This is a genomic window from Anabaena sp. FACHB-83 (assembly GCF_014697485.1).
Classification (GTDB): Bacteria; Cyanobacteriota; Cyanobacteriia; order Cyanobacteriales; family Nostocaceae; genus Nostoc_B.
Genome location: NZ_JACJRY010000001.1, coordinates 271,385 through 285,175, shown reverse-complemented (window position 1 = coordinate 285,175; position 13,791 = coordinate 271,385). Strand labels below are relative to the sequence as shown.

10 protein-coding genes are annotated in these 13,791 nt (G+C 40.8%); 7 read left to right on the top strand and 3 right to left on the bottom strand.

The window, feature by feature from the left end; genetic code table 11:
- Positions 1 to 205 precede the first annotated feature (205 nt).
- Entirely contained in the window at positions 206 to 553 is a 348-nt protein-coding gene (locus tag H6G79_RS01175; RefSeq protein ID WP_190588011.1) for a hypothetical protein, read from the bottom strand.
- Positions 554 to 1,117: 564 nt separating this feature from the next.
- On the opposite strand from H6G79_RS01175, the gene H6G79_RS01170 reads away from it, so the two are divergent.
- The 3 genes from H6G79_RS01170 (at position 1,118) to H6G79_RS01160 (ending at position 4,233) form a co-directional block, all read left to right on the top strand.
- Entirely contained in the window at positions 1,118 to 1,366 is a 249-nt protein-coding gene (locus H6G79_RS01170) for a hypothetical protein (protein ID WP_190588010.1), read from the top strand.
- A 39-nt stretch (positions 1,367 to 1,405) separates the two neighbouring features.
- Complete coding sequence (locus H6G79_RS01165; protein WP_191049339.1) at positions 1,406 to 1,624, top strand: hypothetical protein; 219 nt, start codon at positions 1,406 to 1,408, stop codon at positions 1,622 to 1,624.
- 272 nt (positions 1,625 to 1,896) lie between these two features.
- Entirely contained in the window at positions 1,897 to 4,233 is a 2,337-nt protein-coding gene (locus H6G79_RS01160) for a filamentous hemagglutinin N-terminal domain-containing protein (RefSeq protein WP_190588008.1), read from the top strand.
- A 474-nt stretch (positions 4,234 to 4,707) separates the two neighbouring features.
- Here the strand turns inward: H6G79_RS01160 and H6G79_RS01155 are convergent, their stop codons facing one another.
- Together H6G79_RS01155 and H6G79_RS01150 are read right to left on the bottom strand one after the other, a co-directional pair.
- Positions 4,708 to 5,418 (bottom strand): tetratricopeptide repeat protein, encoded by a 711-nt coding sequence (locus tag H6G79_RS01155; RefSeq protein ID WP_190588007.1) that lies wholly within the window; start codon positions 5,416 to 5,418, stop codon positions 4,708 to 4,710.
- Between the two features lie 572 nt (positions 5,419 to 5,990).
- Positions 5,991 to 6,929, bottom strand: coding sequence for a phosphoribulokinase (locus tag H6G79_RS01150; protein ID WP_190588006.1), 939 nt, complete (start codon positions 6,927 to 6,929; stop codon positions 5,991 to 5,993).
- Between the two features lie 851 nt (positions 6,930 to 7,780).
- Here H6G79_RS01150 and H6G79_RS01145 point away from each other — a divergent pair.
- From H6G79_RS01145 to H6G79_RS01130, 4 genes are all read left to right on the top strand, one after another.
- Positions 7,781 to 9,382 (top strand): peptide ligase PGM1-related protein, encoded by a 1,602-nt coding sequence (locus tag H6G79_RS01145; protein ID WP_190588005.1) that lies wholly within the window; start codon positions 7,781 to 7,783, stop codon positions 9,380 to 9,382.
- 150 nt (positions 9,383 to 9,532) lie between these two features.
- Entirely contained in the window at positions 9,533 to 11,275 is a 1,743-nt protein-coding gene (locus H6G79_RS01140; RefSeq protein ID WP_190588004.1) for a protein kinase domain-containing protein, read from the top strand.
- Between the two features lie 459 nt (positions 11,276 to 11,734).
- A complete protein-coding gene (locus H6G79_RS01135; protein WP_190588003.1) occupies positions 11,735 to 12,310 on the top strand; it encodes a pentapeptide repeat-containing protein in 576 nt (191 codons plus the stop codon).
- Positions 12,311 to 12,606: 296 nt separating this feature from the next.
- The gene (locus tag H6G79_RS01130) at positions 12,607 to 13,782 is read left to right on the top strand and encodes a M20 family metallopeptidase (RefSeq protein ID WP_190588002.1); all 1,176 of its coding nucleotides are present in this window, start codon (positions 12,607 to 12,609) and stop codon (positions 13,780 to 13,782) included.
- Positions 13,783 to 13,791 lie beyond the last annotated feature (9 nt).

The following is a 13,791-nucleotide window of genomic DNA, read 5'->3' as shown; positions in this document are numbered from 1 at the left end:
ACTTGCGATCAAACAATTCATGCAAAATGTAATATATGTTCAGTAAATTACTTGTCATTACGAACGAAGCGATAGCGGAGTGACGTAATCGCAAATCGTCTAGCTAGTAGGTTGGGTTTCCTTACGTCAACCCAACACCAGCATTTATGTTGAGTTTTCGAGATCAATGTTAGGTTACGCTATTGCTCAACCCAACCTACATAAACTACTTGTTTCTTTTAAATTGAATATTTTGAATATTTCGATTTTTCTGAATTACTTGATTACCTTGCATTTTTTGTTCTGATTCAGGTTTTAGCGGAAAACCACAGGAATACCATTGACCCTTATAATAGTAACACGCTAATAAGATTGTATTTTGTTTCGGGAGTGATAACAAAGTTTGATTACTTTCTGTAAGTATATAAGCTTCCTGGGTTGTAATGCCACTAAAATTCTCAATTGAATTAATATCTTCACTATTTTTAGCAATAGCAGGATTTCCAGAAAAGGCAATTACAATTCCTATGCTTGTAACTCCTAAACCTTGCATCCAAACACGATTCCTATTCATAAATTAGACCCCAGTTTTGGGATTAAAACACTAGTATTCAGTTAGGTATATATCATATCAATTGATATTAGAAAACTATCACTTCTGTTTCTTTATATTTCTTTATATTTATTATATATTAGGACTCATATTTGATTGTTGAAATACACGTAGGATTTGTTAGCAACGGGAGCATCCCACTTTTTTATATGTCATTGCGAGGAACGAAGCAATCGCAAAATCATATCACTTTGAACGAGTGCATGAGATTGCGTCGTCGTTCCTCCTCTCTGCGAGACGCTACGCGAACGCAATGACAATTATCCTCTATGTGAAAAATAAAAACTGGGATGCACCCGTGGCTCAGTTGCAGAACAGAACTCAAGTCCTACAAATATTCCCCTAAATAACTTTGTGTCTTCAAACAACTGGCAGAAACCCTCAGTTTTACGTGCATTTGGGTAATTTCGCAGAAAAAACATGAACTTTTGTTAACTCGTGCGTAATTCTTAGGAGCTACGCTGAAGTCATTATTATCACGACAAAACAATTCGTTCATACAATCAACAAAACAAGGAAGTAATTATGGAACCTCAAAACGTAGAGCAATTACAAACTGAAGAAAGCTTGAATAACTCTGACTTAGATGTTGTAACTGAAAATGATGTAGTGTCAGAAATTAGTGGTTTTGAATTAGACAGCAGCACCAACACCAATGAATTTGGAATTAATGGGGATGCTAGTGAGCAAGAAGCCACAGAAAATACACTAGAACTGCCAGGAAAAAAACTAAAGGAAGGTTGTCTAGTTAATGGCAAATGGGTTGCCTGCTAATAAAATTTAGGTCAGTTCTATAAAAGAAAAAAATAACCCATGAGTAATAAAATGATAAACGCTCAAGCTTTAGTGTTTACAGTTAGTTGTACCATAGCTTTCTATGGAAATGTGGCTATCGCTAATATCAACCAAGAGGTTAATTTACCTAGTAGCCCTACTGTTAATTACGAACAAGTTACAGAAACTACACCAAAATTTCCCAGTAAGTATGTATCAGATATTTGTATGGTGAATGGTAGATGGGTTGTTTGCTAGGTTAAGTCTTATTAGTGAGATAATATAGTATTTTTAAATGATTTAAAATACTATATTTAAAGATTTTACGCTAAGGCAATAGCATTAAGTAAAATATCAACTCATTAAAACTACAGCCAATCTATTAGTCAACATCAGATACCCGACTTCTTAAAGAAGTGGGGTATCTTGTTATTCAAACTTTTCAAATTACGTATATTTCATTTTTGGAGATGTCTATTGGTATAATTCCATAAATCACAGGTTGTTGTAGATGGGTGCAATATTTGGGTATGAATAATCTTGAGTTTCAGCTTAAAAGCTTAGGAATTGCTATAGGTAGCTTTATAGCTTTTTGTGCTAACTCCGCAACTGCCCAAATTATCCCAGATAGAACTCTGCCAAATAATTCGCAAGTTACAACCAATGATAAAATTACAACAATTACAGGTGGTACGCTGGCGGGTAGCAATCTATTTCATAGTTTTGAAAAGTTTTCTTTAACAAGAGAAGCTATAGCAGATTTCAAAAATGGTACAGGTGTTCAAAATATTATTACCAGGGTGACAGGTCAATCGATTTCTGATATTAATGGCACTCTGAAAGCAGAAGGGACAGCTAACTTATTCTTGATTAATCCCAACGGGATCGTATTTGGGCCTAATGCTGTATTAGATATTGGTGGTTCATTTTTAGCGACTACAGCCAGTAGTATTAACTTTGCCGATGGTCAAAAATTTAGTGCTACAGAACCCCAAACAACACCTACATTGTCAATCAATATTCCTATTGGTTTACAGTTTGGCTCAACTGCGGCTCTTATCCGCAATCAATCTCAAGCTAGTCCAGGTAATGCAATTAATATCTTTAAGAAACCTGTAGGTTTACAAGTACAAGCAGGTAAAACTTTAGCACTTGTGGGCGGTGACATTAGACTAGAAGGTGGAAGTTTAACAGCAAAGTCGGGACGAATTGAGCTAGGAAGTGTTGCTAGTAATAGTTTAGTTAGCCTTAACCCCAATAGCCAAGGCTGGGTATTAGGATATGAAAAAGTCCAGAATTTCAGGAATATTCAACTAATTGAAGGAACTGCTGAAATGCCGTCTACTGTAGATGCTAGTGGAGAAGGCAGTGGTAGTATCCAGGTACGGGGTAAGACAGTGGAATTAACTGGTGATCTTGTTACCTTGATTAGTCGGACGACAGGTAGTGTAGACGGTAGGGATTTAATTATTAATGCTGAAAAATTAATTGTTCGAGATGGCGCACAAGTAGATAGTTCTACAGCAGGAAAGGGTAGAGGAGGAAACTTATTTGTCAACGCTTCTGATTCTGTGCAATTAATTGGTAGCTTTACCTTACCAAATACTAATTTCGATCAAGTTAGTTTCTTGATTAGCGCAACTAGTGGTGAAGGAAAAGCTGGCGATATAAACATCAATACCCGGAGGTTACTGCTTCAAAATGGCGCACAGATATCAACACTATCCAGTGGATTTACTATTCCTCCGCAAAATACCGAATTTCAACCAGCTACAGGAGACGCAGGAAATTTAACTATCAATGCTTCTGAGTCTGTAGAACTGATTGGAACCTCACCTAACGGTTTTGGTAGTACCTTGTCATCTAGTACGTTCGGTTCTGGAAAAGCTGGAGAATTGACACTAACGACTGGAAAATTGATTATCCGAGATGGTGCTGCCATCAACGTTACAAGTCGAGTACCAAGATTGGGCGTTTATCTAGGCAATCCCAGTAATTTAGGCCCCGCCGGTGCAATAAATGTCAAGGCTAACTCAATTTTGCTGGATAACAGAGGGCAACTCTCCACCAATAGTCAAACAGGCGGAGGCGGAAATATTACGTTACAAGTCTGGGATGTACTGTTATTGCGACGCAATAGTCAAATCTCAACTAATGCAGGTACAGCCAATGCTCCAGGGGATGGTGGAAACATCACTATCAATGCACCTAGTGGTTTTATCGTCGCTACTCCCCAAGGTAATAACGATATTACAGCCAATGCCTTTTCTGGTGCTGGTGGTAGGATTATCATTAATGCCAATAATATATTTGGATTTGTGCCACGCACTCGCGCTGACTTAGTACAACTCTTAGGTACTGAAGATTCTCGACAACTAAACCCCAACCGACTCCCCACCAGCGATATTACCGCCTTTTCCCAACAAAACCCTTCATTAAACGGTACTATTCAAATCAACACGCCTGATGTTGACCCCAGTCGTGGTTTGCTCGAACTCCCCGCAGAACCATTTGATGCTTCGCGGCAAATTGCCACATATTGTAAACCAGGGGGAAAATTCAAAAGAGGTTCTTTGATTGCTACGGGTAAGGGCGGAATTGCACCCAGCCCCACAGACCCTTTAATGGATGACTCGGTTTTAGTAAATTGGATTACTCTTGATGGTGAAAGTGAAAATAGCGTGAGTTATACACCCCATCATATAAGTAAACGAGAATTAGATTCTGTCACTCTAGAAACTCAAATTGTCCCCGCCCAAGGCTGGGTACAAGATGGTAAAGGTAATGTGACTTTAGTTGCCCAAGCACCAACGGTGACACCCCACAGTCCATTGCTCAATTCTGTTGCTTGTGCTGCTAATTTGTAATTAGATTTCATAAAGCTGTGACAATCGAGATTTCCACAACCGATAAAATTTGAAAGTAGGCGGCGCAGTAGACAAAGATTTTTACTACCACTCCAGTTGTCATACCATTTCACTTTAAAAATGATACGGATATGCAAGTAGCGCCTCGACTTCTCCTGACGGAGACGCTGCGCGAACGCTCGGCGACCAGAAGCAGAGTTGCAGAGGAAGCGATTTCTATCAGTAATTTCGTGAAATGGTATCAATTCCATATCTGTGGTTCCCCCTGCTCAAACAATGGGTAAAAATAATTTCAAAACAGGAGAGAAACATCTGATATTTACGATCGCTAGAACGTAATGGCGTTCACAAAATGTATTGGTAATCAGTTTAATAGAGCAAAAAAGAGCAATACCTGTCTACTGGCTATTGTTAGACAAAAGAGGCTGTAGCAATTTGGGAGAACAGAAAAAATTAATTCTGACCCCCTATTCCCTAGCCTTGCGATAGTAGTTCATTTAACCAAGTTTCGATTTGTAAGCGCAAACGATAACCTGAAACGTCGCTATTCTGGTTTGTAGATAGTTGTGCGATCGCACGACGATAATCAGCGATCGCACAATTCCAATCACCCCACAGATGATAAGTCCGGCCACGTTCTGACCAAATATGCGCTTCTAACTGACCAAACAAGAGGGCAATTTCCAAATTCTCTATTGCTTCTTCATACTGCCCTAAATCGCGGAAAGTAATCCCCCGGTTAATCCAAGCTCGCACATAACGGGGATTCAAATCAATTGCTTGGTCGTAATCAGCCAAAGCGGCGGCTAATTCTCCACAAGCTGCATAGTAATTGGCACGATTATTGTAAGCACTAGCCAAATTGGGATTTAAATCTAAAGCTGTGTTGTAATCACAAAAAGCCTTTTGCTTTTCACCACTTTGAAAATAAATTAACCCGCGATTGTTGTAATCAGCAGCGTTGTGGGGATAACGACGAATTAATTCATTTAATAAAGCGATCGCTTGATGATAATTTCCTTGTTTCGCTGATTTCAAAGCACAAGCGCGTAAATAACTTTCTTTGACGGCAGATTGTCCACTACCATTAGCCTCATGACTTGGCAAACCAAATGTATTATTTACAACATATTGATAACTGTTATTTTGCTGATCGCCAGAAGTTAGAAATGAGTGACCATTCATAGTTTACCCGCCTCAGATGCTCGTACTTAGAAATTAATTTAGAGTTTTATCTATGCTGGTAGTTTTGACCCAAGGTTATGTATAGTGTGCTTTCGATTACTTGGTAAAAAGTATCTCAGCCGCAATAGTAGGTACTACAACCAGTAAATAATTAGGTCTTACACCTACAATTCATGCACTAACTAAGTAATAGATACTTCACTCGCAAGTAGAATTCCAGAAAAAAATAAATATCAATCTTGGCGGGGATTAGAAATGGCAAAAAATTAATGGAGTTAACAGGTGTAGGTTGGGTGGAGGAATGGAACCCAACATTCACGCATACTTTGTTGGGTTACGCTATCGCTACACCCAACCTACTATTCTTTTAACTAAAAGGGTGTAAGGGTGTAAAGGTTTTGGAGGGGTGGGAGGGGTGGGAAGTGTGGGAGGATGGTGAAGAAATCTTTCCCCCCACACTCCCCACACTCCCCACACCCGCTACCCATACGTGAGAAATTCGGGTATACCCCATACCCTTCCTTACACCCCTACACCCATTCTTCACAGATAATCTTGGTGCGGAAGTCTTACTATTGATACATTTGCGTTGCCTTCAGCATGTGGTAGGTAATAATTAACTGAGTCAAAGCCAAGGGATAGCTTTGTAGGGTTTCGCCAGTTGTACCCGCAATTTTGCCAAGTTCGGGATTACTTTCGCGATCGCATACACTACGTAAATGGGGCATATCCGAACAGATGATATGTTCGAGTTTATTTACCTGTTCTAAGGTCGCGTGTCCATCCACTTCCAAGACATCCACTGGTTTATTCATATCGCGGTCTAATCCCAAACGAATAGCTGACCCAGTAACACCACTGGTCAAATTAATAATTGGGGTGAAATCAGGGTGAGGAATCGTGGGACGCAGCACTAACCGCACATTCAGATGACCATTGCTTTCATCTACTTCACCGTTAGGCGGATAAAAACTCACTACAATGTCTGACCATTGGCGTTGGGGACGAATAAATTGTTCTGAGTCTGGTTCGCGTTTCTCTAATTCTGCTAATACTTGTTCGGGAGTGTAGCCGCGTTTTAGCGTATCTCGTTTAACTTTCCACTTGGCGCGTAAGGGTTCGGGGGGTGCAAGGTAAACTTTGACATCATAACATTCACGGGCGGCACGGGTAGAATAGCCAAGCAAGCCTTCTATAATGACAAATTTATTCGGCTTAATGTATAGGGGAGCCTCAAACGTGCCTGTTTTGTGGCTATAAACAGGTTTGAGAATTGGCTGTCCTGTGCGGAGTAAGGACAGGTGCTGCTGCATAATATCTAAATGGTTGCAGTCTGGGTGTAAAGCTGTAATGCCAATTTCAGCACGTTGTTTGCGATCGTAACGGTGGTAATCATCTGTACAAATCAGCGTAACATTTTCTGGCCCTAGTACCTGAGCGATACCTTTAGTTAGTGTTGTTTTTCCCGCAGCACTATCACCCACAATCCCAAGAATTATTGGACGGCTCATTACCCACCCCCGACACGAACAATTAGTAATAAATTTGCAGACACCGTTGTTTTAGTTTAGAAGGAAATTAGCGCCTAGCTGGTTTCAAGGTCTTGTCTGCAACATCTCTATACATAAAGATATCTGTGTTATTGTTAATTGCCAAGATATTTATGTAAATAAGTTGATACAAATCAAGTTAAATATTTAAGGTTGTCATTTGTCATTTGTCCTTGGTTATGGGTGAATTTTAGGAATATTTTTCTTTTCTTCAGGACTTACGCAGAATCATGAAAAAACGAACCACAAAGGGCGCATAGACGCGATAGCGGCTTCCCGCAGGGTAGGACACGAAGTTAAGAGGATTCGAGAGGGTTTTTGCGTAAGTCCTATTCTTAAATTATTAATATTTATTGCTATTGACTTATTAATTTTGTTGGGATGTTAAGAGTTTTTTGTTGATTAGCGATCGCGCCAAAAAATATCAGTAATTTAACAGTGTAAAATGGTATTTTAATCTGGTTATATGCCTGTTTGAATACTTAATTTTTCTTACTTTGGGTGCATAGGCAAGAAATTACAAAAATCTCTACGATGACAGAGTAAAGAATTTAGGACTTACGCAAAAAAACGAAAAAATAAGGTTTTAGAACAGGTTGCAGGGGTATGAGAGTATAAGGGTGTAAGTATTCAAAACCCTTACACCCCATACCCTTTCACCCTCACACCCAATCCCCACAGAAAATTTTGATGCGTAAGTCCTGGAATTAATATTTGCAGTCAAGAAGTATTAAGGCTTAGTCACATCTAGCTGGCTGTGCGGTATACCGAAGAAAGAGGTTAGTGTTGGGGATCATTACAGGGCAGGGATTATGGTAACTTTAAATGTTTCAAAGTTGGATCAGGTTGATCAATTTCGCCGCTTGCAGTCAACTTTGCGCGATCGCTGGAAAACCATTGAGCTATTTGATAATAGTGAAGCAGATATCGTGGTTATTCCTTCCCTCAGCATCGATCAACGGGAACTGCAAAAAGTAGAAGGTTGTGAACATTATGAAGAAAGATTGTTATTTTCTTTAATGCGGTTGCGAAATCCTCGCACAAGGCTAATTTATATTACTTCAATGCCACTGCATCCCAGCATTATTGATTACTATTTGCAACTGTTACCAGGCATTCCATTTTCTCATGCACGCAATCGCCTACTTTTACTTTCTACTTATGATTCTTCTCTGCAACCTCTCAGCCAAAAAATCTTAGAACGTCCCCGCTTGTTAGACCGAGTTCGGCAAGCTTTAAGGCTGGAAAAATCATTTATGATTTGCTACAACGCCACAGATTTAGAAGCAGAATTATCTTTAAAATTAAATGTACCGTTATATGCTGCCGCACCAGATTTACAAATTTGGGGAACAAAAAGTGGCAGTCGGCAAATTTTTGCAGAAAGTCAAGTTCCCCATCCAGATGGCAGTCAAAGAGTTTGGAACGCCGAAGAATTAGCAACAGCAGCCAGCGATTTATGGGAACGCCAACCAACCTTAAAAAGAATGGTAGTCAAACTCAACGAAGGCATTTCTGGAGAAGGTAACGCCCTACTCGATTTAAGACCAATTATGAATGTAGCACCAGGGCAAGCTACCAGTGAATCAAGAATAGCAGCAATTAACAACAGCTTTTCTACCCTGCGCTTTCAAGCTAAACAAGAAACTTGGGCAAATTTTTCAGGAAGAATCACAGAATTAGGCGCAATTGTTGAGGCATTTATTGAAGGAGAAATCAAGCGTTCTCCCAGTGTCCAAGGACGCATTACACCCACAGGCGAAGTTGAAATTCTCTCTACCCACGACCAAATTCTTGGCGGGCCAGATGGTCAAATTTATCTTGGATGTCGCTTTCCCGCCGATGAAAGCTATCGCCTACAACTGCAACAATTAGGCTTAAAAGTTGGCAGAAAGCTGGCAGAAAAAGGAGCCTTAGAAAGATTTGGTGTTGATTTTGTCACCGTTGACAAAGGTAATAAGAATTGGGATATTCAAGCAATTGAAATTAACTTACGTAAAGGTGGTACAACTCATCCTTTCATGACCTTAAAACTATTAACAAATGGTCGCTATGATTTGTCCACAGGATTGTTTTATAGTCAGCAAGGTCGCCCTAAATATTATATTGCCACTGATAACTTACAAAAAGACCGCTATCGGGGATTATTACCAAACGATTTAATGGATATTATTGCCCATCACAGATTACATTTTGATAGTGGTACAGAAACAGGCACAGTTTTTCATTTGATGGGATGTCTCTCTCAATTTGGCAAATTAGGATTAACTAGCATTGGCGATTCTCCCCAACAGGCAGAAGATATATATAACAAAGTTGTCAATGTATTGGATGAAGAAACCCGCAGTGACAATCCAAATTTTCCCCTCTTTTCTGATTACACATTCCCCCTTGCTTGGGATGGATACAGCTAGGAAGTATGAACTGTGAAGTTTAAAGTATGAAGTGTGAAGTATGAAATTTTGTCTTTCATCCTTCTGACTTGTGACAAATGACAAATGACAAATGACCATTGACTCTTGGCCATAGGTTAAAATCAACTCAGCGTTTGTATTGTAGCGGTTGTGTCCCATATCCCTCAAAGGGCGGTTCACTGCATAAATCCTGATTGTCAACGTCCTTACCCCCAACCTTGGGGAAACAAATTTTGTAACAGCTGTGGCGCATTGCTACAGTTGCTAGACCGCTATGTCCCACTGGAACCATTGGGTTCTGGTGGTTTTGCCCAAATTTATACAGTTTGGGATGAAAAAACTCAAACTGAAAAGGTGCTAAAAGTTTTGGTGGAAGATTCACCAAAAGCCCAGGAATTATTTACACAAGAAGCAGCAGTTTTAATTAGTTTGCAGCATCCTGGTGTTCCGAAGGTGGAAGCTGATGGTTTTTTTCAGGTAAATATCAGCAGTCCAAAACCGCGCCAGTTAGCTTGTTTGGTGATGGAAAAAATCAATGGGCCGACTCTGGATGAAATTATGAATAATTATCCTCAAGGATGTCCAGAGAATTTGGTACTCAACTGGTTCACCCAAGCTGTGAAAATTTTACAAGAACTGCACAAATGCCAAATTATTCACCGCGATATTAAACCTTCTAACTTAATGTTGCGGATACCAGCCTCAACCGCGCCACCAACTCAACCCAAAACAGGGTGGGAACAATTAGTATTAATTGATTTTGGTGGTGTTAAACAAATAAATGCTGCTATGCAGCGCCGAGAGTCGAGTTCAACGCGGTTATTTTCTTCTGGTTACAGTCCGCCAGAACAAGTTACTGGGGGAAATGTGGGGCCTGCGGCTGATTTTTATGCTCTTGGCCGGACAATGATTGAATTACTCACAGGTAAGTATCCGCCAGAGATGGAAGATTTGCAGACTGGGGAATTGCGGTGGCGGAATCGAGTGAATATTAGCTCACAGTTTGCTGATTTACTGGATGAGATGGTAAAGGAAGACGTGCGATCGCGTCCATCTAATGCAGCCATCATTCTCAAACGGTTAGCAAAAATTAACAAATCTGCCAAACCGCAGTCATTCTCCCAACCACCAAACTCAAATTCAGCCAGCAACAACTTAACAAGGCTAATTCAAACCATTGAACGAGCTTTTACCGATTTTCTCACAGCAATTGGTAAAACAGCTTTGTTTATTGCCAAAGCCTTGCTGAAAATGATTCAAGCTTGTGTAGCGATTGTGTGGGCAATGGTGCTATCTAGTTTAGGAGCTTGTTTAGGCACAATTATCGGTTTTTTTGTAGCTTACCGCACAATTTTAGGCGATCGCATTGTGCAATTAATCGTGGGTCAACTACCAGAACTCATTCCCAATGCTCAAACTAACTTTGGTGCAGATATTTTAGTCTTTGTGAGTGCTGGTTTGGGAACCGCCTGGGGACTCACCTTATCCGGGTGTTTTGGTCAAAGGCGGCGGTTTTTAGTCGCATCACTCATGGGTATGATTAGCTATGGATTTGGTTGGTTATTTTGGGAACTCATTTCACCCAAACAAAGCAGTGATGGTTTGGTCGTGATGATTGCTGTCTCAATATTTTTGCTATCCCTCAGCTTTGGGTTTCGCAGTCATCACATAGTTTATGCCTTAGTCGCCGCTTTAGGCACAGCAGTGATATTTTCTGGTTTATTTGTTTTAGGCTTCCCCGCCACAGTCTTTTATTTTTCACCCCAGCCACTTTGGACAGAATTAGGTCTACCCTTGGCTTTATTTGTTTTAGTCGCCATTTTTACATGCTTTTGGCTAGGGGTCAGTCATTACCTCATTGTTCCCGGACTGCGTTTTTTAGGATGGCGCTAAGTTAAGCCACTGCGGGAAAGGGAACAGGCAACATCAAGTCAGAAGTTAAACCTCAGACAATTTTTGACTTTTAACTTTTGACTTTTAACTTCTCCCTCATCCCCATTCTTCACAAATAACCTTTGTGCGTAAGCCCTACATAGATATACCGAATTATCACTAACTGACTCAACACAGTATAAATGCTCAAATTAATATCCCCCCAGCTACTTTTCTTTTAGCTGGGGGGATCGAATATGTGATAGTCTATAGAGAGTTCTGTATAGTTCCTTACGAATCAATCTTAAAGCCTAAATTTGGTTTTGTGTAGTCCCAAAATCAGAATTTATACTATTTTTATAGCTTCTTCATCACCACTTCATTGCTAGGATTTGCTGAGTTAACGGTATATGTGTATATGTTAAGTATGACAGTAACTCTACGTTTAACTGATCACAGACACAAATATCCGTAAAACCTATGAAACTCCAGATTGCCAGCATTGTTGCTCTAATAGTTTGCACGGGGTTAACCGAAAAAGCCTTGGGGCTGAATCAACAAGACCTAGAACAGTTCAGAAAATCGGGTGCTTGTCCTCGTTGCGATTTGAGTGGTGCTGACCTCAATCAAGCTAATTTAGCTGGTGTCAACTTGCGTGGGGCTATTTTAAAGGGAGCAAATTTATCCGAAGCGAATCTGACCAATGCAGATTTAACCGATGCAAATCTCGAAGGTGCAATCCTGAAATCTGCCAATCTCACTGGAGCATCTTTCACAGGTACAAATTTAACTTCAGCATCTTTAGAAAGTGCGGATTTGTCTTTTACAGGTTTTCTGGGTGCTAATTTAACAGCCGCTAACTTATCCGGTGCTAAATTATACTTTACTAATTTTCGCGGAGCAAACTTCCGACTAACTACTTTAACTACAGGTGATGTCACTTCCGATAAACCTTACTGGTGGTCATCTGAGCGTGTAATTCCCAAGCAATGTAATAAATTTAAAGCAGGGACAACTTGTTATACCCAGTCTGAGGAAGTGGAAAGTAAGCGGTAGGGAGTGGTGAGTAGGGAGTTGGGAGTGGAGATGGTTTAAATTTTTGTCTACTACAGGACTTACGCACAGGCTACAGAAAATCGTAGACGCGCAAGCGGCTTCCCGCAGGGTATCACAGAGACGCAGAGGACACGGAGGAATGAGAGTTTGAGAGAGTTCTTGCGTAAGTCCTATACTATTCCCTATTCCCTATTCCCTATTCCCTATTCCCTATTCCCTGTTCCCTTTGATAAAGAACATTTTGTTCATTAGCACTTATTTATCATGGGAACAAAGCTCGTAACTAAAATTGATTGATGTTAACCCGTATTAAAGAGATAGCCACAAAACTAGCACCCCGTTTAGTTGAAATTCGCCGTCATCTTCACTCTCATCCAGAACTCAGTGGTCAAGAGTATCAAACAGCTGCTTTTGTGGCTGGTGTTCTGTCTTCCAGTGGGCTGCATGTCCAAGAAGGTGTGGGAAAAACAGGTGTAATTGGGGAAGTGCGGGGTACAGGAACCGATGAGCGTTTATTAGCGATTCGGACTGATATGGATGCTTTACCTATCCAAGAACGTACAAGTTTAGATTATGCTTCCCGTAAAGATGGGGTGATGCACGCTTGTGGTCACGATGTACATACGACTGTCGGGTTAGGTACGGCAATGATCTTGTCCCAAATCGCTGATGAATTGGGCGGGAAGGTGCGATTTTTATTTCAAGCCGCCGAGGAAATTGCCCAGGGTGCGAATTGGATGGTGCAAGATCAGGCGATGCAGGATGTTTCAGCGATTTTAGGCGTTCATGTTTTTCCTTCTATCCCCGCAGGTTCGATTGGGATACGTTACGGAGCGTTGACAGCCGCAGCTGATGATTTAGAAATTACGATTATTGGTGAGTCTGGACACGGCGCACGTCCCCATGAAGCAACTGACGCGATTTGGATTGCTTCACAAGTGATTACAGCTTTGCAACAAGCCATCAGCCGGACTCAGAATCCTTTGCGCCCTGTAGTGTTGAGTATAGGGAAAATTCAGGGTGGTAGAGCGCCCAATGTGATTGCTGATCAAGTGCAGTTGTGGGGAACGGTGCGATCGCTCCATCCCGAAACCCGCGCCCATCTCCCTCATTGGATTGAAAATATTGTGGCGAATATCTGTGATGCTTACGGCGCAAAATATCAAGTTAATTACCGTCAAGGTGTCCCCAGCGTCCAAAATGATTATTCTTTAACCCAGTTGTTGCAATCAGCCGCAGAAGAAGCCTGGAGTAGCGATCGCGTCCAAGTTTTACCCGAACCTTCTCTTGGCGCGGAAGATTTTTCTGTTTATTTAGAACACGCCCCTGGTTCAATGTTTCGCTTGGGTGTCGGTTTCAAAGATCGAATCATCAACTATCCATTACACCATCCCGAATTTGAAATCGATGAGTCGGCGATTATCACAGGTGTGGTAACTATGGCCTATGCCGCTTATAAATATTGGCTATAAAAGCAAATA